Here is a 21,070-nt window from a genome sequence, read left to right on the forward strand (position 1 = left end):
TGGTATCCTGATCAGGCTTCGGATTGTTCGCGGGCGTGGTGACAGCCAGAGACCCCATCAACTCTCCAAGCGGGAAAAGGAAGCGGCAGGGACCCCGATGACGACGGGTGAGAACCCAACCCCGGCACGGTCGCCTGCCACTGGTCTCCCGGCAATCTAGGGGCCGGGAGACCGCCCCCAGTCTAACACCCCTTCAAACGAACAATCCCGGCCTCCGCACGAGCGGCGATCCGGGGGCCATTGGCAACCTCGGTCGAGATGGGGCGCGATGCGGCGTGTTCGGCACGCCGATACGGCGGCGGCCTCCAGCCCCGTCCCTGCAATGCATCACCAAACGGGCAGCCGCTGCGGGGCCCCGCTCATGCTGAGGGAACCAATGGGCCCCGGCTCGGGAGCCGGGGTGACGGCGGTGGGCGGGGCGGGCCTCCTGGGAGCGCCGCTCTTCAGAGCTCCCGAGGGTGGTCGGACGAGATGGGCCGATCGGCTGCCCGTTGCCCAGGACGACACACCGGATGACGCGCAAGCGGTTAGGGGAATGACGGCTGGGGCTGTCGCTCCGCGCAGGCCTCAAGGACGATCCCTGCGGCGACGGGCAAGCCGTTGCGCCCTTCCCTCACGCTTCCGGTTCGGTCGCGAACATCAGCGGGAAGCCGTTGGCCTTGGCGGCGTCGGTGGCGCGGGTGGCCTTGGTCTCGGCGACGTCGCGCGGGAACACGGCGACCACGCAGACGCCCTGCTGGTGGGCCGCCATCATCACCTTGACGGCCTCGTCCTCCGACATGCGGAATTCGGCCCTGAGCACCGCGACGACGAACTCGCGCGGGGTAAAATCGTCATTGACGAGCAGCACCTTGTAAAGGCGCGGGCGCTCCGTCTTCGTCGTCGTGGCCTGTTTCAGATTGGTGTCATTGTCGCTCATGGAGACAATTTTAGCATAATCGGTTCGCGCCCGCATCCGTGCCGCACCGAAGCTTGCGGGCCGGATCGCCGCACCCGTTCCGTGCCGCGCCGTTGCTCTGGCCACTTGCCATCACGGAGCAAAACCCCTACCTCCCGCGTCATGCTGAAGACAAACCCCTCCCCCGCTCCGCGCGCTGAAAAGCGCCCCGTCACCGCCACCGTCCACGGGATCGACCGCACCGACCCCTATGCCTGGCTTCGCGCCGACAACTGGCAGGAGGTGATGCGCGCGCCCGAAACGCTGGATCCGGCGATCCGCGCCTATCTGGAAGCCGAAAACGCCTATCTGGAAGAGGGTCTCGCCGATACCTACGCGCTGCAGGACACGCTGTTTGGCGAAATGAAGGGCCGGATCAAGGAAGACGACAGTTCGGTGCCGACCGCCGACGGTCCCTATGCCTATGGCGTGCGCTATGTCACCGGCGGCCAGCACCCGAAGCTGGTGCGCATCGCCCGCGACGACATCGACGCGACATCCCCGGCGGAAGAGGTGCTGATCGACGGCGACAAGGAGGCCGAGGGAAAAGCCTATTTCCGGCTCGCCGGCGCGATGCATTCGCCCGATCACCGCAAGCTCGCCTGGGCGTTCGACGACAAGGGCTCGGAGTTCTACACGCTGCTGATCCGCGATCTCGCAACGGGCGAGGACATGCCGGAGCGCATTCCCGACACCGGCGGCGGCGGCGTCTGGTCGGCCTGCGGGCGCTATGTCTTCTACGTGCGGCTCGACGAGAACCACCGCCCGTCCAAACTGTTCCGCCACGCGGTCGGCAGCGATCCGGCGAGCGACGTGCTGGTCTATGAAGAAGCCGACGCCGGCTTCTTCATGGGGGTGGGCAAGACCCAGTCCGGCCGCTTCATCACCATCGACATCCACGATCACGAGACCTCGGAAGTCCACCTGATTCCGGCCGACGATCCGACCGCGCAGCCCGTGTGCGTCGCGCCGCGCGAGACGGCGACGGAATATTCGGTCGAGGACGACGGCGGCGCGCAGCTGGTGATCCTGACCAATGCCGAGCGGTCCGAGGATTTCCGCATCGTCACCGCGCCGGTCGCCGACACGCTCGCCGGCAAGGGCCGCAGCGTCTGGTCCGACCTTGTGCCGCACAAGCCGGGCCGGCTGATCCTGTCGCACACGCTCTACGCCAAGCACATGGTGCGGCTGGAGCGCGAGGACGGCCTGCCGCGCATCGTCGTGCGCCGCCTCGCCGACGGGCTGGAACACGCCATCGCCTTCGACGAGGAAGCCTATGCGCTCGGCATGTCGGACGGCTACGAGTTCAACACCAACCGCATCCGCTTCACCTATTCGTCGATGACGACGCCGAGCCAGGTGTATGACTACGACATGGAAACGCGGGCGCGCACCCTGCGCAAGACGCAGGACGTGCCGTCCGGCCACGACCCGATGGACTATGTGACCCGGCGCATCCACGCCCCCGCCGCCGACGGGGAGAGCGTGCCGGTGACGCTGCTCTACCGCGCCGACACGCCGCTCGACGGCAGCGCGCCCTGCCTGCTCTACGGCTATGGCTCCTACGGCATCTCGATGCCGGCGGGCTTCAACACCAACTGCCTGTCGCTGGTCGACCGCGGGTTCGTCTATGCCATCGCCCATGTGCGCGGCGGCAAGGAAAAGGGCTTTCGCTGGTATGCCGACGGCCGGCGCCAGAACAAGACCAACACGTTCACCGATTTCATCGCCGCCGCGCGCCATCTGGCGGAGGAAGGCGTCTCGGCATCGGATCGGATCGTGGCGCAGGGCGGCTCGGCCGGCGGCATGCTGATGGGCGCGGTCGCCAATATGGCGCCGGAGGCCTTCGGCGGATTGATCGCGGAAGTGCCCTTCGTCGACGTGCTCAACACGATGCTCGACGACACGCTGCCGCTGACCCCGCCGGAATGGCCGGAATGGGGCAACCCGATCGCCTCGGAGGAAGACTACCGCCAGATCGCCTCCTACTCTCCTTATGACAATGTGACGGCGCAGACCTATCCGCCGATCCTTGCCGTCGGCGGGCTGACCGATCCGCGCGTGACCTATTGGGAGCCGGCGAAATGGGTGGCGCGGCTGAGGGAGTTGCGCACCAACGACGCGCCGCTCTATCTCAAGACCAACATGGATGCCGGCCACGGCGGCGCCTCGGGGCGCTTCGACCGGCTGAAGGAGGTCGCGCTCGTCTATGCCTTCGCGCTGAAGGTGGCCGACAAGGCATAAGGCCTGCGCCACGCCGGACGACACCGCCCCGTGCGAGCCCCGTCTCGCGCGGGGCGTTTTCGTTCCAGGATGCTGTTTTCGCTGGAAAAGCGATCACAATCGCGCGAGATGCGACGTTTGCGCGCAGCCGGTCTTTCGCGACGGGCGCGCCCGCGCCAAACTCCGCCCCGATGCGGCCCGCGACCGGCTCCGGTCAACAATCCGCTTGCACAAGCTTCGTTTCGCAGTCAGGAACACCGCCATGTCCCGCCTTCTCCGGTGCGTCGCAACCGCATCGCTCGGCCTCGGGCTGATCGCCGCCCTTCCCCTTTCAGCCTCCGCCGCCGAGTTTACCTGGAGCGCACCGACGGATCCGCAGACGATGGATCCGCATGAGGTCAACACCACGCCCGTGCTCGGCTTCCTCAACAACATCTACGAGGGACTGGTGCGGCGAAACGCGGAGATGGCGATCGAGGGATCGCTCGCCGAACGCTGGGAGGCGCTCGACACCGACGGCTGGCGCTTCCACCTGCGCAAGGGCGTGACCTTCCACGACGGCGCGGCGTTCGACGCCGAGGATGTCTACTTCTCCTACGAGCGCGCCGCGTCGGAGGCATCCGACACCAGCTCGTGGTTCGCGCCGGTGCGGGAGGTGCGGGTGGTCGATGCGCATACAATCGACTTTCTCACCCATCAGCCCGACCCGCTGTTTCCCGATTCCATCGCCAACTTCATGATCATGGACAAGGGATGGGCCGAGGCCAACAACGCCGCGCGACCCGACAAGGAAAACGCCACCTTCGCCTCGCTCAACGCCAATGGCACCGGCCCGTTCCGGCTGGAAACCCGGGAACCGGGCGTGAAGACCGTGCTGGTGCCGCATGACGGCTGGTGGGACACGCGCGAGGACAACGTCACGCGCGCGACCTTCCTGCCGATCGGCAATGCCGCGACCTCGGTTGCCGCGCTTCTGACCGGCGAGGTCGACATGATCAATCCGGTTCCCGTGCAGGACATCGCGCGGATCGAGGCGACCGAGGGGCTGACGCTGCATCGCGGCATCGAGGCCCGGGTGATCATGCTGGGCTTCGCGCATCAGGCCGATACGCTGCTCGGCGGCGAGGCCGACAGCGGCAATCCGCTGAAAGACGCCACGGTGCGTGCGGCGATTGCCAGGGCCATCGACGCCAAGGCCATCGTCGACAAGATCATGCGCGGCAATGGCGCTGTCGCCTCGCAGCTCGTCAGTTCGCAGATGAAGGGCTACAGCGAACAGGCTGCAGAGCGCCCGGCCTATGATCCGGACGCCGCCAAGGCGGCGCTCGAGGCGGCCGGCCTCGGCGACGGGCTCACACTCACCTTCGCCTGCACCAACGACCGCTATATCAACGACGAGGCGGTCTGCAAGGCGATCGCCTCCATGCTGGCGCGCGTCGGCGTTACGGTCGAGCTGACGACCATGCCGGTGCGCAGCTACTGGGACACGCTGCGGGCGGGCGAGTTCGACATGTATCTGCTCGGCTGGTCGCCCGGCACCTTCGACGCGGAGCATCCGGTGCGCTTCCTCGTCGCCACGCCGAACCCGGAAAAGAAGCTCGGCAGCTGGAACTTCGGCGGCTACTCCAGCGAACGCGTCGACACGCTGCTGCCGCAGGTGCAGCGGGAGATCGACCCGGCCGCGCGCCAGGCCATGCTGGACGAGATCGCGGCCATCGTGCAGGACGAGACGGCCTATGTTCCGCTCCACGTTCAGCCGCTGCTGTGGGGTTCGAAAAGCTCCGTCTCCCTGGTGCAGCGGCCGGACAATTTCTTCCTGCTGCGCTGGGTAACCATCGCCGAGTAAATGGGCCGGCCCGATCCGGGCCGTCCGCAAACGCGTAGAACATGGCAGACCCTGAAACACAGTCAGAGGATGTCATGCTTTCCATCTCCCGCGTTATCGCAGCCCTTGTGCTCAGCATCGCGACGCTGGCCGCGCCGGCCGCGCTTGCCGCCTCCAAGCCGCTCGTGCTGGAAGACTACTTTCGCGGACGCGCCGTCGGCACCGGCGTGTTCGAAAGCGGGATCGCCGGGGTGCGGCGCGAATTCCGCGTCGTGACCCATGGCACCTGGAACCCGAAGACCTTCACCCTGCGCCTGCGCGAGGACTTCCAGTACGACGACGGCGAGCGCGACACCAAGGTCTGGTTCTTCCAAAAGGTCGCGGAAAACCGCTACATCGGCACACGCTCCGACGTGCTCAATCCGGTGACGATCACCACCGGCGGCCCGCAGATCAAATTCAACTACGCCGCCAACGTCGAGACCAAGGACGGCCCCGTGGCCGTGCGCTTCTTCGACACGCTGACGCTGGTCGACCGGCGCACGCTGCGCAACACCGCCGACGTGATGAAATACGGGCTGGTGATCGGAACGGTCGACCTGACGTTCAGGAAATAGTCGGGCCGGCGGCGCATTCAGCGGGTGAAACGCGCCGCCTGTTCGCGGGTCGCCAGACCGCAGACCAGATCCGGCGCATGGCGCAGGCCGCAGGCCTCGACCATGCGCCGCGAGACCTCGTTGGCGGCCGACACGAGCTCATAGACGTGGCTTGCGCCAAGATCGCGAAACGCGGCCACAACCATCATCGCGTTGATCAGGCGACCGAGCCCCTTGCCACGATGGGCGTCATCCACCGCCACCAGGCCACCCCAGGCATGGCTCCGGTGCCGACTCGCGACATTGTGGGGAAGATAGGCATGGGCGCCTGCGGCAATGCCGCCCGATGGATCGCAAAGCGCAAGTGTCACCGCCGGACCGGTGTCGCCGCACAGGATGGAGCCGGAAAAGGGCACGACGCCGGCGGCCGACATCATCGCCTGGATCCGGCGCGTCATCGCGCCCTCGGGCGTCGGCGGCACATCGAGCTCCGCGAGGCCGTCGGGCAAGCCGCGCTCCACAATGGGGCGGCAGGCGGCAAGGGCCGTCTCGCGATCCGTCAGGAAAACGTCCCAGGTGTCGAGGCGGAAACCGTTGGCGCTCAACCTTTCCCGCAGCCGTTCGGCCTGATCGGACGTGATCAGGCGAAAGCCGCAGATGCCGTCGCGCTGAAGAAACGCCTCGATCCGCTCCCAGCCGAGCGCATCGGGATCGTCGCAGCCCATGGTGCGCCCGGCCTGGCACAGACCCGGCGTCGCCGCGATTTCTGCGGCGCTGGCCTCGGCCCGCGCCTGCAGGGTCTTTTGACTGTCCGTTCCGAAAAAGCCGGCCAGGATCGCCCCCATCTGCCGTTGCGATCACAACAGCTTAGGAGATAAATCACGCGCTGGCGACCCTTGCGCCGCCACAGGGCGCCGGACGCAAACAGACCGGGGATCCCGTCCATCCCCGGTCTTTGCGAGAGGCGGCAGCGCACCGATCGTGGCTGCGTTCGACCGCGCCAACCGCCTCATGCCCCTCAGGCGCTGGACGCGCGATCAGTCGGCCTTGCAGGTGCGAATGCCAAGCAGCGTGTAGGCCGGGCACCATTTCAGGAAGGCGGTCACCAGCGGTACGACGCCGATCCAGCCGACCCACTTCCAGGAGATATCCGCCGGGGCGAACAGGGCGAAGGCGATCAGCGCAAGCCCGACGACGATACGTGCGATACGGTCGGCACTGCCGACGTTGGTGGTGACAATGGCCATGATGCAGTCTCCACATTGCCCGCATTTCGCGGGAAAGGACCGCAGGCTACGGTCCCGTTTATTTCAATGATTAGAATATAATGAAGGAAGACAGGCCCGGCAACCGCGTTGCTTTACGTAGCCGGGCGACAGGACGCCGCAGCGACCCGGCCGGGAAAGGAAGCAAACGGGAAACCACCCCTGTAAAATCCTTGTCGTCGCACTGCCTTTTTCCGCGACAGCGCGGGAGCGGTCGGGATATGGTCGCCCCGTTGATCAAAGAGGCCACCATGACCCTTCGCTTTCCAAAAGGCGCGACCGCTGCCGCGCTCGCTGCCAGCCTCGCGCTCGCTGCCTGCAGCCCCTCCGGCAATGTGGCCGGCGGTGGCGGCATCATCGAGACCGCGCTGTTCACCCCGACCTACAACGACGACTATGTTCCGCAGACCTACGGCAGCCGCTACGACTGCCGCGCGATGACGGCGCAATATGGCGCGGCCAACGTCTGGCGCGGCCTGGTCGGCGGACGCAAGCAGGTCGATTTCAAGACCCGTCCGTACTCGCGCGAAGGCTGCTTCCAGACCGAGGCGGAATGCCGGGCGTTCCTGACCTACATCTCAGGCTTCCTGCTGCAGACCTTCACCCGCGAGTGCCGCCTCGGCGCCTGACGCGACGCGGGAGCCCGGCAAGACCGGGCTTCACCGGCGCCGCCGCGCGTCTAATCCGCCTCCCCGACCTCTCCGGCCAGCATTTCCTCCAGCGTGAAGACCCGCTCGATTTCCAGGAAATCGGCCTGACGTTGCGTCGGATTGACGAGGTAGTTGAACCCGTCGGACCGGGCGGAGGGGACCCGCAGAAGGGCTGCCCGGTTCGACCGCAGCCAGGCATCGCCGATCCGGCGCGTGGCGAGGATGTCGTCACGCCAGTCCAACGGCAGATCCTCGGCCTGCAAATGTTCGATCCTTGTTGTCCCGGGAACGCAAACGCGGAGCAGACGGTAGCTGTCGGGCCACAGGAACGCGGGCAGACCGAGCCCTTGTTCCACCTCGATGCGGGCCAGATCCAGGCTTTCGGCACAGTAGACGACGGCGCGCCCGCGGTTGTGCCAGCGTCCGGATGCGATCAGACCGCCACGGCCGCTCAGATCCTCGTAATTGGAAAGCCGCCACAGCAGCATGTCCGATGACCCCCACGCGAACGCGACACGCATGCCACGACCCCGCGAGAATCATACATGCCCAGGCGTCGATGGCCAGATGATTTGACGTCAGGGAGGCGCGGGAGAGTATCGCTCGCCGGTTAGCCCGGGATGCGAGTGTTTGGAGATGCGGCGTCAGGCCGCCATGCCGAAATCGATGCGCGACAGCAATTCTTCCACCGCCTTCGCGCCGGTTTCCGTTCCAATACAGGCAATCGGGGCCTGCCCCATCAGGGTCTGGCTCGGGGTCCGCAGCCAGAGAAACGCCTTGCGGTGATTGTCGAAAACCTGCTCTGCGAACTTTACGATCCGCGCGAACCTGACGGCGCGGTCGGAGTGCTCGGCCGACAGTTGCGCGGCCGTGCGAACTTCGGCGGGGCGTCCGCCTGGAAACACCACGCGGTCGATTTCAGCGTCCTCGATGCCCATCTCCGCCAGAACGTCCAGCAAGCGCCGCTCGACATGGAAGTCCACCGGCGAGGAAATCGCGAGCGTCTCGGCCTTGCGATGAAGCTGCTCGAGTTCGGCGATCAGCTTCTCGGGTTGCGCATTGAGTTGGGCAGGCGCCATGATGTTGCTGTCCATCGTTCTTCATGACCGCAAGGGCCGGGCCCCGGCGGCGATCGCCCCTCAAAGTCCTTTCAGACTCAGCGCCCAAAAAGTTAACAAAAGGTTAACGGCGCCAGCAAGACAAACCGCGCGGCCTCCGCGCCCGCTTTTTGGCGAAATCCGGGACGGACAGAAGGCACAGATAAAAAAGGCGGGCAATGAGATCGCCCGCCTTTTCTTGTCCGGCCGGAGCCGGAGGTCGTCAAACCGGTATCAGGACGCGGCCTGGAACAGCTCGTCGACATAGTCCCAGTTGACCAGGTTGTCGACGAAGGCTTCCAGATACTTCGGCCGCGCGTTGCGGTAGTCGATGTAGTAGGAGTGCTCCCACACGTCGACGCCGAGCAGCGGCGTGGCGCCATGCACCAGCGGGTTTTCGCCATTCGGGGTCTTCATGATGACGAGCTTGCCGTCCTTCATGGCAAGCCAGGCCCAGCCGGAGCCGAACTGCGTCGTGCCGGCGGCGATGAAATCGGCGCGGAACTTGTCGTAGCCGCCGAGGTCGGCGTCGATCTTGGCTGCCAGACCGCCCGGAAGCGACGTGCCGCCGCCGTTCGGCTTCATCCAGTTCCAGAAATGCAGGTGGTTGAAATGCTGGCCCGCATTGTTGAACAGCCCGGCGTTCTTGCCGAAGCTCTCCTTGACGACCTCTTCCAGCGACTTGCCCTCAAGACCGGAATCCTTCAGCAGGTTGTTGCCGTTGGTGACATAGGCCTGATGGTGCTTGTCGTGATGATACTCAAGCGTTTCGGCCGACATATAGGGCCCGAGCGCATCATAGGCGTAGGGAAGATCGGGAAGTTCGAAAGCCATGTATTCGTCCTCCAAATGGGGGCGCCAAACGGCGTGAGACCAGGTCGCGGGCGATCGCGCGAAAACGCCTTGCCGGCGCGACCCGGCCGGATGTTCGGGTTGGAAGCGGCGCGAAAGCTGCCCCGCTCCGCGACGAGCCGGCGACCGCCGCACCGCGCGATCGGCGCGGGCGGCGGTTACCGCTTGTCACACAAGGCAAAATAGGGATGCGACCGGCAATCGGCAACGCCTCATCCGGAAAAACCCGTGGATGCGGGCAGAACAGGAGGGTGTCCCGGCGCGCGGGACGCCCGTCAGGCCCCGCGAGCCGACCGGTCGGACGACCCGCAAGGCCACAGGCTCAATAGGTCATCATCGCCGGCAGCGCCTTGGCCTGCTCGACCCATTTCTCCACCGACGTCTCGCCCGGCACTTGGCGCACGAGTTTCTTGTCCTCGTTCACCTCTTTCATCTTGGCGGCGAGATTGGCGGCGTTGCGGTGCTTCAGTTCCTTGACCGTATCGACACCGGCGGCTTCCAGAAGCTCGGAGTATTCCTCGCCGACACCGCTGATGCGCATCAGGTCGGCCATATTGGCCCACTTCAGGATGCGCGACGCCTCGATGCCCGTCTCCTCGACCAACGCCTTGCGCCCCTTCGGATCCTTGGCGCGCTCCAGATAGGCCTCGGTCGTGCGGATGCCGACCGCTTGCAGCTTCTTGGCATAGACCGGACCGATACCCTCAATCTCGTCAATGGAATACGACATCTGCATCTCCCCCTTTGGGCGGCCGGCACCGGCCAGCCTGCATGACACCCGCGCTAGAGAACCTGATTGAGCCCGGGAATGGAATTGACCACTTCGTCGACCGCCTCCGCACCGACCTGCTCGCGTGCGGCGTCCATCAGTTCGCGCGTGACGCTTTGCACCTGGGTCATGTCGAGACCGGCGCTGGTGAGCTCGTTGAGCGCCGCCATAGCGCCCATGCCGCCGCCAAGCATGCCGCCAAGGCCGCCGAGGAAGCCCCGTCCGCCGCCATCGGCCTCGATCACGTCCTCCGCGCCGGGCAAGGCCGCCAGGATCTGCTGGACCTGCTCGGACGGCCCCTCGCGATTGAGAAAATTAAGGATGATCGTGATCGCCTGGCGGGCGACGTCCTCGCCAATACCGGCAACCCTTGCAATCCGGCCGACAAGCTCTTCCATGCGCCCCCTCCAGAATCAAAATCCAACGTGTTCGTATCTGACACCACAGTTCCCGCGACGACAACCGCTATACAGCGCTCACCGTGCGGGTTACATGACGACGGACAGCAAATTGATGCCGTCAGGTGCGAGACAGGCAAAGCGGGAGACGGGCGGGTGCTTGCAGACGACAGGATCTTCATCGGCGGTTCCACCAAGGCGGAATATCTCCATCTCAAGCTCGCCAACCGGCACGGCCTGATCACGGGCGCGACCGGCACCGGCAAGACGGTCTCGCTGCAGATCCTCGCCGAAGGCTTTTCCAATGCCGGCGTCCCGGTGTTTTGCGCCGACGTGAAAGGCGATCTCTCCGGCATCGCCGCCGCCGGCGTCGAGAAGGACTTCCTGGAAAAGCGCGCCGACCAGATCGGCTTTGCCGACGACTATATCTACGAGGGCTTCCCGACGCTGTTCTGGGATCTCTTCGGCGAAAAGGGCCACCCGATCCGCACCACCGTGTCGGAGATGGGGCCGCTGCTCTTGGCCCGCCTGCTCGACCTCAACGCCACGCAGGAGGGCGTGCTCAACGTCGCCTTCGAGCTGGCCGACGACGAGGGCCTGCTGCTGCTGGATCTCAAGGACCTGCAGTCGCTGCTCGCCCATGTTGCCGAGCGCGCCTCCGAACTCTCGCGCGTCTACGGCAATGTCTCCAAGGCTTCCGTCGGCGCGATCCAGCGCCAGCTGCTCGTGCTGGACCGTCAGGGCGGAGACGCCTTCTTCGGCGAACCGGCCCTCGACATCCGCGACATGATGCGCACCACCCGCGACGGGCGCGGCATCGTCTCCGTGCTTGCCGCAGACAAGCTGATGAGCTCGCCCCGGCTCTACGCCACCTTCCTGCTCTGGCTGCTGTCGGAGCTCTTCGAGGAGCTTCCCGAGGTCGGAGACCCGGAGCGGCCGCGGCTGGTGTTCTTCTTCGACGAGGCGCATCTCCTGTTCGACGAGGCGCCCAAGGTGCTGGTGGAAAAGGTGGAACAGGTGGTGCGGCTGATCCGCTCCAAGGGCGTCGGCGTCTATTTCGTCACCCAAAACCCGCTCGACGTGCCAGACGAGGTGCTGGCTCAGCTCGGCAACCGGGTGCAGCACGCGCTGCGCGCCTTCACCCCGCGCGAGCAAAAGGCGGTGCGCGCGGCGGCCGAGACCTTCCGCCCGAACCCGGATCTCGACACCGAACAGGTAATCATGGAGCTTGGCGTCGGCGAGGCGCTGGTCTCCACGCTGGAGAAGAAGGGCGTGCCCTCGGTCGTGCAGCGCACGCTGATCCGCCCGCCCTCCTCCCGCCTCGGCCCGCTGGAGGACGGTGAACGCCGCGAGATCGTCGCCGCCAGCCCGCTTGCCGGGATCTACGAGCGCATCGAGGACCGCGACTCGGCCTTCGAGGTGCTCAAGCGCCGGGCGGAGGAAGCCGCCCTCATGGAAGCGCGCCAGCTTGAGCGCGAAGCCGAAGAGGAACGCCGGCGCGGCGAACCGCGGCGCACGCGCTCGGGCTTCGAACTGCCCGACTTCGGCCGCGACGACCGCCCCAAGACCCGCCGGCGGACGACCACCCGCCGCTCGCGCAGCGACAGCGTGGTGGAAACGGCGGCGAAATCCGTCGCCCGCTCGCTCGGCTCCGCTCTCGGGCGTGCCCTGGTGCGCGGCATCATGGGGTCGTGGAAACGGGGCTTCTGAGGTCGCGATTCCCCTGTGAGCGCCTGACCGGGTCCACCGGCTCAGCGAACCGGCGCCGCCCGCGACGAAACCTACCGTCGCGGGGACGCGACGGCAGGCTCACAAGCGCCGGAAAACGGCCGCATTTATAATCCTGAGGAATTGACTCCGGTTTTATTGCGATTTATGCCGAGGCCATGACCCCCGGCGCGACCGCCGGCGGCAAATATCCGCGGCGCCCGACCCAGCTTTCCCGCAAGGCCCGGCCCGCTTCCACGACATCAAGGAGAGACTGCGCGCGGGCGCCGCGCCACGGCGGAGCTGTGCCCGCTGAGGCACGCGCATGCCCGGCGCCGACCGGCACGCCATGACCAACACCCGCACCCTCTTGCTCTGCGCCACCGCCCTTTGCGCCACGCTCGCCCTCTCGCTCCCCGCGATTGCAGGGGACGCGCCCCTTTGGGGGCCGCATCTGGAGGTTGGCGGCAAGGTCGGAACCAAGACGGACGTCGGCGAGACGACGCTCTTCGTCCCGCTGTTCCAGACCTTCGACCGGCTGATCTACACCGACATTCGCGGAAGTTTCGGCTCGCCCGGATCGCAGGAATTCAACGCCGGTCTCGGCGTCCGCCAGATCATCGACAACCGCTGGATCGTCGGCGCCTACGGGTTCCTCGACTACCGTCGCTCACAGCACAACAACCATTTCACGCAAGTGACCCTCGGCGCGGAAGCCATGAGCGAGCGCCTCGGCCTCAGCGCAAATGTCTATCTGCCGTTCGGCAAGACCGTGCATCAGGCCGCATCGCACGACGCGGCAAGCGTCGGCGACGCCTCGATCACCGTGCGCGGCGGCGAGGAACGCGCGATGCGGGGCGTCGACGCGGAAGCCAGCGTCCTGACCGGCCTCAGCCTGTTGGGCGACGGCAGCGACGCGCTGTGGCTCCATGGCGGCGGCTACGCTTTCTGGGAAGACAAGGCGGATACCGTCTGGGGTCCGCGCGTGCGCGCCGAATACCGCGTCGACGACGTCCTGTTTGCGGGAAGCCGCGTCAGCCTCATCGCCGAATACCAGTATGACGAACCGCGCGGGTCGCAAGGCTTCCTCGGCGCAAGGCTGCGCCTGCCGCTGCAGCGCGTCGACGATGACGGTAGCTCCCGCCTTACCCCGCTGCAGAAGCGCATGACCGAAACCGTCACCCGCGATGTCGACATTATCGCCCAGGCAGGCGCCTTCGGCCGGGCCGTTACCGGCATCGATGCGGCCACCGGCGCCGCGCTCGACGATCTCGCGATCATCGATCCGGCCGCCGGCGACCTCGCCCAGCAGATCGACGCGGCCGGCAGCAGCCGGCAGGTGTTCATCAACGGATCGGGCGGCGAGATCGCCATCGACGACACCATCGAGCTCACCGCCAACCAGCGCGTCGCCGGTGCGTTCAATGTCCGCAACCCGCTCACCGGCCGGGTGATACGGGTCGGCGACACGCGGCTGCACGGCACCGACGCGACGCGCGACCTCTTTGCGATGGCCGACGATACCGCACTGTCCGGTGTCACCCTCTCCGGCGGACGGCACGCGGTCACCTCCGACGGTGCCGACCAGGTCGCACTCGCGGATCTTTCGATTTCCGGCGTCGCAGGCGCCGGCATCAACTTCGAGAACGGCACCGGGCTTTCGGTTGCGCGCGTCGCGCTCTCCGACATCAACTTCGAGGGCGCCGACGGCTTCAGCAACTTTGATCCGACGGCAACGCTCAGCGGTGTCGGCGTGCGCCTCAACCGGGCGAGCGAGGTGACGATCAAGGCGGTCACCGCCGACCGGTTGGGCATGGGCCTCTTCGCCAATGTCTCGCAGGACCTGACGCTGAGCGACATCAACATCTCCAACACCGCCAAGGAAGGCTTCGTCTTCCACTATGTGCATGGCGCGACGCTCAACCGGGTGAACGTTGCGCAGACGACGGCCGATGGCGCCGCCTTCGTCGCGTCGGGCGACATCGCCTACCGCAACTCGACGCTCTCCGGGCTGGGCGCGCTGCCCAACATCGGCAAGCGCAGCGGCATCAACATCTCCGCCTACAGCGGCGACGGCTCGATCATCGTCGGAGCGGAATCGAACACCGGCTACGACTTCGAAAACCTGACGATTTCCGGCGCGACCAACAGCGGCATGATGATCATGGGCATCCGCGATTCACGCTTTGCCGACATCACGATCTCCGACGTCGACATCATCGGCATCCAGCTCATGCAGATGCTCACCCCCTCGGACAACATCGCCTTCGACAGGATTTCAATCGACGGCGCGGGACGCGCCGGCTTCTGGATGATGGGCGATTTCGCAAACCTCACCGGGACCGTCTCGGTCACCGGAACGCCGGCGCCCTGCGGCCGCTCGCCCTACATGCCGACAACGCTGACGCAACCGGGCGGCGGCACGCTTGCAATCAACGGCGCGACCCTCACGCCCGGAGACGTCGCAACCGCCTGCGCTGCGGTCGCGAACTTCTAGAAGGGACCAGGCATTCCGAAAACGGCCGGCGGGGGACGAACCCTCCCGCCGACTGTCGATTCACATTGAATAACAAGCTGCATCTCGTCGAGTACGACCACGACCTCGAGTGGCGCTTTCCAGAAGTAGCATTGGATAGTTGAAGCCGAGGGGCAAGAAAGCCGGCGATGTCATCGCCGCCCACAATAGAGCGGTCGACAGTTCGTCAATTGACCGTTGATTGCTTTTTCGTTGTGCACCAGAATATCATTGTGGAAAATCAACACTGCAAAATTGCCCCCCCAAAAAGAAGTTCGACAGTTTATGTAAATGCACTTCCACTCAGAAGCAGAAAATTTTAGATAGGAATTTTTCATGGAAGCCCGGACTAAGACAGTTGAAGAATGGTTCGCAATGATCCGCGAGGGGCTACTAACGCTGCCGAGATTTCAGCGTTTTGAAGCTTGGCGACCAAATCAGATCGAAGGAGTTCTGGAAAACATACTCCGTCTTCCATCGCTTCCTATCGGGGCACTTCTTCTCTTGGAGGTGGGTGACAAGGAACTCTTCCATTCCCGACCGCTTTCCGGAGCTCCGGCTCCAACAGGCCTGCCGCAAATGAACTTACTTGACGGGCAGCAACGCATGACGGCTCTCTGGCGGTCACTTATTGCGAACTATGAAGAGTTCACTGTCTTTGTTTCTTTAGAAAACGTAGAGCGTCCAGAAATTGAAATCGTCAAACGCCACACTTCCAAGTCTGGCAAACGAATGCCGCTATGGGCAGACAATCCGATCGAGTGCCTGGAACGTAAATTAATCCCCGTTTCTATTCTTTGTCCCGGCTCCAAAGGAGAGATCGCGATGGACGAGTGGACGGAGGCCGCGGAAACCGACAAGACGACTGACAAGGCCATTATGCGTTTGCGCCAAAGACTTGCCTCCTATCCTATTCCTTTCTTATCTCTACCCGTAACTACGGAACAGGAAACAGCACTCGACGTTTTCATAAAGATGAACACGTCAGCATCACCACTGAAAGATTTCGACATCGTTGTTGCACAGCTCGAAGGCGCTGTTGGCGACTCGCTGCATGACATGATTGCAGAGCTTAAGGAAAAAGTTCCTGCAGCGGCTGACTATGGGAAGGTCGAAGATACAGCCTTGGCAATTGGGGCCTTGCTAAACGGCAAACCGCCGTTGAAGCGCACCTACCTAGACCCGGCTTTTGGCAGTGAATTGGCCAATGTTTGGGATCAAGTTGTAGTTGGATTAAGGCGGAGCGTATCGTTCTTGCGGGACGAGGCAATTTTCAATGAACAATTGCTGCCAACGGAGGTGATTGTATACCTGACTGGCGCCCTGTGGGTGCATGTTCCTATTGACGGAGCAGATCAAGAAGGGCGCGCCCGCACACTTATTCGGAAAGCAATTTGGCGCGCAAGTTTCACGGATCGTTATCTCAAGACTGCAACCACTCGGGCCTTCGCCGATTACAAGGCGATCCAGGACATGATCACAAATCACAATTCGAATGCCGTACCGGACCTGTTTGACGAAACCCAAAATCCATTGCCGCCAGCCGCCGAACTCGTTCGCGGCGGATGGCCGAGCCGCAAGGATAGGCTTGGTCGGGCAATCATTGCCGTCTCACTCTACGGCGGCGGCTATGATTTCGCCGATGGCGCGAAAGCAACTGCAGAAAATGTGAATTTCCGTGAGTATCATCACGTCTATCCGCGCAGCTTACTGCAGGAAGAATTCCCGGACCATGAGATAAACTCCGCCTTGAACTGCGCACTGATTTCTTGGAAAACCAATCGGAAAATAGCGGCTAAGAATCCCAAGCAGTACCTTGAAGAGCGCAGGCAGGATGCTAATGCCACGGAAGAACAAGTGCGGCAAAGGCTCGAAAGCCATCGCGTACCTTTTGATGACCTGGTCAACGGTGATTTCCGAACTTTTATCGAAACGCGCGCCAATTTGATACACACATCTATGCAAAAACTCTGCGACGGCTCAATCCCCTGATGCGACCTCATCAACTACGTTGTTTGATATAAGCCTTAGAATTTACGTTTTTCAGTTACACGACCCTGAAGCCCTATTTGGTTTCTTATTTTAACTAAAAAAGAACTGACACCATCACCTATAGCGCTTTTTCTATGCTCGCAAAGCGTATGGCTTTGCAGCTCTGAGGCTAGGGCGCAGAAAGTGACTTCTTGAGCGTAGCCCCTCCCCTTGCCACGTCCTGCGTTCTGGCGCAGTGTTGCGGTCCCCGATTTGGCGTCTGGCACGGGTTTCCCGGCGCGGCGCAATCCTTTCATACCGGAGCAGTTTCATGTCCCAACTCGACCGGGTCCTGTCGCGCATTGACACCGATTTCGACGCCTCGTTGTCCCGCCTGTTCGACCTGTTGAAGATCAAGAGCATTTCAACCGACCCGGCGTTCAAGGGCGACTGCCGCGCCGCCGCCGACTGGCTGGCGCGCGAACTGACCGGGATCGGCATTGCCGCAACCGTGCGCGACACCGACGGCCATCCGATGGTGGTCGGCCACAAGACCGACACGGACAAGCCCGGCCCGCATGTGCTCTTCTACGGCCATTACGACGTGCAGCCCGTCGACCCGCTCGACCTTTGGGAATGCGATCCATTCGAGCCGCGCGTCGTCACCCGCGAGGACGGCAGCAAGATCATCGTCGCGCGGGGTGCTGCCGACGACAAGGGCCAGCTGATGACCTTCGTGGAGGCGGCGCGCGCCTGGATCGCGGAGACCGGCGGGCTGCCGCTCAGCGTCTCGGTGCTGCTGGAGGGCGAGGAGGAGAGCGGCTCGCCGTCGCTGCATCCGTTCCTGGAAGCCAATCAGGACGAACTCTCCTGCGATCTGGCGCTCGTCTGCGACACCGGCATGTGGGACCGCGAGACGCCGGCGATCAGCACCATGCTGCGCGGGCTCGTCGGCGAAGAGATCACCGTCACCGCCGCCGACCGCGACCTGCATTCGGGCATGTACGGCGGAGCCGCGCGCAATCCGATCCATGTGCTTTCCGACATCATCGCCGGACTGCACGATGAAAACGGCAAGGTGACGCTGCCGCACTTCTACGATGGCGTGATCGACATGCCGGAGGACGTCACCGCGCTGTGGGACAAGCTCGGCTTCGATCATGAGGCGTTTCTCGGCGGTATCGGGCTGAAACACCCGGCCGGCGAGGCCGACCGCAGCGCGCTGGAGCACATCTGGACGCGCCCGACCTGCGAGATCAACGGTATCTGGGGCGGCTACACCGGCGCCGGCTTCAAGACGGTGATCCCCTCGCAGGCGCATGCGAAGCTCTCCTTCCGTCTGGTCGGCGACCAGGACCCCGACCAGATCCGTCTCGCCTTCCGCACCTATGTGCGCGAGCAGTTGCCGGACGATTGCGAGGTCAGCTTCTCCAAGCACGGCGGCAGCCCGGCGCTGCGGCTTGATTTCGACAGCCCGGCGCTCGCCAAGGGCCGCAAGGCGCTCTCCGAGGAATGGGGCAAGGAGGCCGCGCTGATCGGCTGCGGCGGGTCGATCCCCATCGTCGGCGACTTCAAGTCGATGCTCGGCATGGATTCCCTGCTGATCGGCTTCGGCCTCGATGACGACAAGGTGCACTCGCCCAACGAGAAATACGAAATGTCGAGCTACCACAAGGGCATCCGCTCCTGGGCCCGCGTGCTCGACGCGCTTTCGCAGGACTGAGGCACCGCGCCGCGGCCAGGGTTTAAGGGCCGCGGCGCCCGACGACACGACGGGACATCCGATGAAATCGATTTGCGTCTTCTGCGGCTCCAGCATGGGCCGGCGACCGGACTACGAAGAGGCAGCCGCCGAAACCGGACGCGCCATCGCGCGCAGCGGCCGGCGTCTCGTCTATGGCGGCGCCAAGGTCGGGCTGATGGGCGTTGTCGCCGATGCCGCCCTTGCCGCGGGCGGCGAGGTGATCGGCGTGCTGCCGATCGCGCTGGAAAAGAAGGAGCTGGCGCACGAAGGCTTGAGCGCCCTGCATGTCGTCTCCTCCATGCACGAGCGCAAGGCGATGATGGCCGACCTCTCGGACGGCTTCATCGCGCTTCCCGGCGGCGCCGGCACGCTGGAAGAACTGTTCGAGATCTGGACCTGGGGCCAACTCGGCTATCACCGCAAGCCCTGCGGCCTGCTCAATGTCTCGGGCTTCTACGACGGGCTGCTGTCATTCCTCGACCTGCAGCGCGACGAGGAATTCGTGCGCCCGGAAATGCGATCGATGGTTGCGGTGGAAAACACCCCCGACGCATTGCTTGCCGCCTTCGAGCGCTACCAGGCGCCGAAGACCCCGAAATGGATCAAGCGCAGCGAGACCTGAGACGGCGACCGGCGGTCACCGCCGCCGGGCGTCCCTCAACTGAGCGCCAGCAGGCCATTGAGGTCGCTGAGCACCGCCGCCGGCGGCAGGTCGGTGTATTCGTCCGCCGCGCCGGCCCGATTCACCCAGACGGTGCGGAAGCCGAAGGCGGTGGCACCGGCAATGTCCCAGCGGTTCGACGACTGGAACGACACGGCCTCCGGATAGACGCGGAAGTGGTTGGTGACGATCTCGTAGACATCCTGCCGGGTCTTGTAGGTCTTCAGCAGGTCGGTGGAAAACACCTCGTCCAGCAGGTCGTCGATGCCGGCGGCGCGTGCCGCCGATTCCAGCATCGCCGGCGAGCCGTTGGACAGGATCGCGAGACGGTGGCCGTCGTCCTTCAGGCGCTTCAGGACGGTGGGAACCTCCGGATAGCAGTCGAGCTTCCAGTAGGCGTCGAGCAGACGCTGGCGAAGCTCCGCGTCGTTCTTTCCAACGATCGCCATCGCCGTGTCGAGCGCCTGTTCGGTCAGCGTCCAGAAGTCGAGGTAGCGGTCCATCAGGGCGCGCGTCCAGGAGTATTCCAGCTGCTTGTCGCGCCACACCGACGACAGCCGCTGCGCCTCCGGCCCCAGGTCCCCGGCATAGCGGCGCACCGCCGCGTGCACGTCGAAAAGCGTGCCATAGGCATCGAAGACGAAAGCGGAAACGGGCTTGGACGACGGATGCGACATGGGCGGGCCTCGGTTGGTTGCCGATTTTTTGTTCAGATGGCGAGCAAACAGCCATCGCCGCTTGAGGTCAATGCTTTTGTGCAGCGCACAAAAGGCTGGCGCAACAGCCCGCCTGCGCCGGGAGGAACATGCCGGGAGACAAATTCCGGAAATTGCCGGTGGACGGTCGATCGTATTTCCTCATCGGGGAATTTCAGAACTTCCGTCTCTTTTTACCGTTAAGCGCGACAGGGTCTTGACCTGACAGAGGGATCGGCGTTCGATCCCGACCATTCACGAATTTGAATTCAATCAAGGAGAGCGGTATGGCCGAGTGGTCGCAGACCTGGAACTGGATCGACGGGCAGTGGCTGGACGGCAATCCGTCAATAATGGGCCCGCGCAGCCACGCATCCTGGCTGGGGTCGAGCGTCTTCGACGGTGCGCGCGGTTTTGACGGCCTGACGCCGGATCTGGACCTGCATTGCCAGCGACTGAACGATTCCTGCGGCGCGCTCGGCATGAAGCCGACGATGAAGGTCGGCGAGATGATGGAACTCGCGCAGGACGGCATGGCGAAATTCGCGCCGGGAACGGCCGTCTACATCAAGCCGATGTATTGGGCGGAAGGCGAAGGCCCCGGCGTGATCGCGCCGGATCCCGACAGCACCCGCTTCTGCATGTGCCTGTTCGAGGCCGCCATGGCCCCGGCCGACACGGCGATTACCCTGACGCTCTCGCCGTTCCGCAGGCCGACGCTGGAGACCATGCCGGTCAACGCCAAGGCGGGGTGTCTCTACCCCAACAACGCGCGCGCCATCGTCGAGGCCAGGTCGCGCGGCTTCGACAATGCGATCGTGCTCGACATGCTGGGCAATGTCGCCGAGCTGACCACGGCGAATGTCTTCATGGTCAAGGATGGCGAGGTGCATACCCCGGCGTGGAACGGCACCTTCCTTAACGGCATCACCCGTCAGCGCGTCGTCAAGCTCCTGCGCGATGCGGGAACCGTCGTGCATGAGCGCACGCTCGGCTACGGCGATTTCCTCGATGCCGACGAGATCTTCTCCACCGGCAACTACTTCAAGGTCGTGCCGGTGAAGCGCATCGAGGACCGCGACATGGAGCCCGGCCCGATGGCGGCGCGCGCGCGCGAACTCTACTGGGACTTCGCAAAGGGCTGAGGCGCGGTCTATCCGTCCGG

At 64.4% G+C, this 21,070-nt stretch carries 19 protein-coding genes; 10 read left to right on the forward strand and 9 right to left on the reverse strand.

All coding sequences use genetic code 11. The features are described 5' to 3' along the window. Window positions 1–613 precede the first annotated feature (613 nt). Window positions 614–919: an ATP-dependent Clp protease adapter ClpS gene (gene clpS / locus LC092_RS15985; protein WP_224808195.1), complete on the reverse strand. Its 306-nt coding sequence runs from the start codon at window positions 917–919 to the stop codon at window positions 614–616. A 141-nt stretch (window positions 920–1,060) separates the two neighbouring features. Between clpS and LC092_RS15990 the strand changes: the two genes are divergently transcribed. From LC092_RS15990 to LC092_RS16000, 3 genes are all read left to right on the forward strand, one after another. Then, window positions 1,061–3,181 carry a S9 family peptidase gene (locus tag LC092_RS15990; protein ID WP_224808196.1) on the forward strand — a complete coding sequence of 707 codons (2,121 nt, stop codon included), beginning with the start codon at window positions 1,061–1,063 and terminating at the stop codon, window positions 3,179–3,181. Window positions 3,182–3,422: 241 nt separating this feature from the next. Beyond that, window positions 3,423–5,006, forward strand: coding sequence for an ABC transporter substrate-binding protein (locus LC092_RS15995; protein ID WP_224808198.1), 1,584 nt, complete (start codon window positions 3,423–3,425; stop codon window positions 5,004–5,006). A gap of 74 nt (window positions 5,007–5,080) precedes the next feature. Next, the gene (locus LC092_RS16000; RefSeq protein WP_224808202.1) at window positions 5,081–5,602 is read left to right on the forward strand and encodes a DUF3833 family protein; all 522 of its coding nucleotides are present in this window, start codon (window positions 5,081–5,083) and stop codon (window positions 5,600–5,602) included. A gap of 17 nt (window positions 5,603–5,619) precedes the next feature. Here the strand turns inward: LC092_RS16000 and LC092_RS16005 are convergent, their stop codons facing one another. After that, window positions 5,620–6,426: a GNAT family N-acetyltransferase gene (locus LC092_RS16005; RefSeq protein WP_224808203.1), complete on the reverse strand. Its 807-nt coding sequence runs from the start codon at window positions 6,424–6,426 to the stop codon at window positions 5,620–5,622. Window positions 6,427–6,618: 192 nt separating this feature from the next. Further along, the gene (locus LC092_RS16010; RefSeq protein ID WP_224808204.1) at window positions 6,619–6,828 is read right to left on the reverse strand and encodes a DUF2892 domain-containing protein; all 210 of its coding nucleotides are present in this window, start codon (window positions 6,826–6,828) and stop codon (window positions 6,619–6,621) included. Between the two features lie 269 nt (window positions 6,829–7,097). Here LC092_RS16010 and LC092_RS16015 point away from each other — a divergent pair, with 269 nt between their 5' ends. Beyond that, window positions 7,098–7,475 (forward strand): hypothetical protein, encoded by a 378-nt coding sequence (locus tag LC092_RS16015; RefSeq protein ID WP_224808206.1) that lies wholly within the window; start codon window positions 7,098–7,100, stop codon window positions 7,473–7,475. A 50-nt stretch (window positions 7,476–7,525) separates the two neighbouring features. Here the strand turns inward: LC092_RS16015 and LC092_RS16020 are convergent, their stop codons facing one another. From LC092_RS16020 to LC092_RS16040, 5 genes are all read right to left on the reverse strand, one after another. Continuing rightward, a complete protein-coding gene (locus LC092_RS16020) occupies window positions 7,526–8,017 on the reverse strand; it encodes an RES family NAD+ phosphorylase (protein WP_224808208.1) in 492 nt (163 codons plus the stop codon). A 123-nt stretch (window positions 8,018–8,140) separates the two neighbouring features. Then, a complete protein-coding gene (locus LC092_RS16025) occupies window positions 8,141–8,575 on the reverse strand; it encodes an antitoxin Xre/MbcA/ParS toxin-binding domain-containing protein (RefSeq protein WP_224808210.1) in 435 nt (144 codons plus the stop codon). A gap of 252 nt (window positions 8,576–8,827) precedes the next feature. After that, complete coding sequence (locus tag LC092_RS16030; RefSeq protein ID WP_224808212.1) at window positions 8,828–9,427, reverse strand: superoxide dismutase; 600 nt, start codon at window positions 9,425–9,427, stop codon at window positions 8,828–8,830. A 340-nt stretch (window positions 9,428–9,767) separates the two neighbouring features. Further along, window positions 9,768–10,175 carry a DUF4332 domain-containing protein gene (locus tag LC092_RS16035; protein WP_224808215.1) on the reverse strand — a complete coding sequence of 136 codons (408 nt, stop codon included), beginning with the start codon at window positions 10,173–10,175 and terminating at the stop codon, window positions 9,768–9,770. A gap of 53 nt (window positions 10,176–10,228) precedes the next feature. Beyond that, window positions 10,229–10,612 carry a DUF2267 domain-containing protein gene (locus LC092_RS16040; RefSeq protein WP_224808217.1) on the reverse strand — a complete coding sequence of 128 codons (384 nt, stop codon included), beginning with the start codon at window positions 10,610–10,612 and terminating at the stop codon, window positions 10,229–10,231. Between the two features lie 156 nt (window positions 10,613–10,768). On the opposite strand from LC092_RS16040, the gene LC092_RS16045 reads away from it, so the two are divergent. The 5 genes from LC092_RS16045 (at window position 10,769) to LC092_RS16065 (ending at window position 19,171) form a co-directional block, all read left to right on the forward strand. Continuing rightward, the gene (locus LC092_RS16045) at window positions 10,769–12,322 is read left to right on the forward strand and encodes a helicase HerA-like domain-containing protein (protein WP_224808219.1); all 1,554 of its coding nucleotides are present in this window, start codon (window positions 10,769–10,771) and stop codon (window positions 12,320–12,322) included. 322 nt (window positions 12,323–12,644) lie between these two features. Continuing rightward, window positions 12,645–14,816, forward strand: coding sequence for an inverse autotransporter beta domain-containing protein (locus tag LC092_RS16050; protein WP_224808221.1), 2,172 nt, complete (start codon window positions 12,645–12,647; stop codon window positions 14,814–14,816). A gap of 354 nt (window positions 14,817–15,170) precedes the next feature. Then, window positions 15,171–16,826: a DUF262 domain-containing protein gene (locus LC092_RS16055; RefSeq protein WP_224808223.1), complete on the forward strand. Its 1,656-nt coding sequence runs from the start codon at window positions 15,171–15,173 to the stop codon at window positions 16,824–16,826. Between the two features lie 310 nt (window positions 16,827–17,136). Then, complete coding sequence (locus LC092_RS16060) at window positions 17,137–18,528, forward strand: dipeptidase (RefSeq protein ID WP_224808225.1); 1,392 nt, start codon at window positions 17,137–17,139, stop codon at window positions 18,526–18,528. A gap of 61 nt (window positions 18,529–18,589) precedes the next feature. Next, the gene (locus LC092_RS16065; protein ID WP_224808227.1) at window positions 18,590–19,171 is read left to right on the forward strand and encodes a TIGR00730 family Rossman fold protein; all 582 of its coding nucleotides are present in this window, start codon (window positions 18,590–18,592) and stop codon (window positions 19,169–19,171) included. A 35-nt stretch (window positions 19,172–19,206) separates the two neighbouring features. Here the strand turns inward: LC092_RS16065 and LC092_RS16070 are convergent, their stop codons facing one another. Continuing rightward, window positions 19,207–19,887, reverse strand: a complete 681-nt coding sequence (locus LC092_RS16070) for a haloacid dehalogenase type II (RefSeq protein ID WP_224808229.1) — start codon at window positions 19,885–19,887, stop codon at window positions 19,207–19,209. A gap of 305 nt (window positions 19,888–20,192) precedes the next feature. On the opposite strand from LC092_RS16070, the gene LC092_RS16075 reads away from it, so the two are divergent. Then, the gene (locus LC092_RS16075; protein WP_224808231.1) at window positions 20,193–21,050 is read left to right on the forward strand and encodes a branched-chain amino acid aminotransferase; all 858 of its coding nucleotides are present in this window, start codon (window positions 20,193–20,195) and stop codon (window positions 21,048–21,050) included. The last annotated feature ends 20 nt before the right edge of the window (window positions 21,051–21,070 follow it).

Source organism: Stappia stellulata (genome assembly GCF_020176715.1).
Taxonomy (GTDB): Bacteria; Pseudomonadota; Alphaproteobacteria; order Rhizobiales; family Stappiaceae; genus Stappia.

Coding starts and splice junctions, on each gene's coding strand:
- LC092_RS16035 (WP_224808215.1), bottom strand. CDS start 10,175: ATGTCGTATTCCATTGACGAGATTGAGGGTATCGGTCCGGTCTATGCC.
- LC092_RS16005 (WP_224808203.1), bottom strand. CDS start 6,426: ATGGGGGCGATCCTGGCCGGCTTTTTCGGAACGGACAGTCAAAAGACC.
- LC092_RS16070 (WP_224808229.1), bottom strand. CDS start 19,887: ATGTCGCATCCGTCGTCCAAGCCCGTTTCCGCTTTCGTCTTCGATGCC.
- LC092_RS16030 (WP_224808212.1), bottom strand. CDS start 9,427: ATGGCTTTCGAACTTCCCGATCTTCCCTACGCCTATGATGCGCTCGGG.
- LC092_RS16075 (WP_224808231.1), top strand. CDS start 20,193: ATGGCCGAGTGGTCGCAGACCTGGAACTGGATCGACGGGCAGTGGCTG.
- clpS (WP_224808195.1), bottom strand. CDS start 919: ATGAGCGACAATGACACCAATCTGAAACAGGCCACGACGACGAAGACG.
- LC092_RS16020 (WP_224808208.1), bottom strand. CDS start 8,017: ATGCGTGTCGCGTTCGCGTGGGGGTCATCGGACATGCTGCTGTGGCGG.
- LC092_RS15995 (WP_224808198.1), top strand. CDS start 3,423: ATGTCCCGCCTTCTCCGGTGCGTCGCAACCGCATCGCTCGGCCTCGGG.
- LC092_RS16055 (WP_224808223.1), top strand. CDS start 15,171: ATGGAAGCCCGGACTAAGACAGTTGAAGAATGGTTCGCAATGATCCGC.
- LC092_RS16050 (WP_224808221.1), top strand. CDS start 12,645: ATGCCCGGCGCCGACCGGCACGCCATGACCAACACCCGCACCCTCTTG.
- LC092_RS16060 (WP_224808225.1), top strand. CDS start 17,137: ATGTCCCAACTCGACCGGGTCCTGTCGCGCATTGACACCGATTTCGAC.
- LC092_RS16015 (WP_224808206.1), top strand. CDS start 7,098: ATGACCCTTCGCTTTCCAAAAGGCGCGACCGCTGCCGCGCTCGCTGCC.
- LC092_RS16065 (WP_224808227.1), top strand. CDS start 18,590: ATGAAATCGATTTGCGTCTTCTGCGGCTCCAGCATGGGCCGGCGACCG.
- LC092_RS16000 (WP_224808202.1), top strand. CDS start 5,081: ATGCTTTCCATCTCCCGCGTTATCGCAGCCCTTGTGCTCAGCATCGCG.
- LC092_RS15990 (WP_224808196.1), top strand. CDS start 1,061: ATGCTGAAGACAAACCCCTCCCCCGCTCCGCGCGCTGAAAAGCGCCCC.
- LC092_RS16040 (WP_224808217.1), bottom strand. CDS start 10,612: ATGGAAGAGCTTGTCGGCCGGATTGCAAGGGTTGCCGGTATTGGCGAG.
- LC092_RS16010 (WP_224808204.1), bottom strand. CDS start 6,828: ATGGCCATTGTCACCACCAACGTCGGCAGTGCCGACCGTATCGCACGT.
- LC092_RS16025 (WP_224808210.1), bottom strand. CDS start 8,575: ATGGCGCCTGCCCAACTCAATGCGCAACCCGAGAAGCTGATCGCCGAA.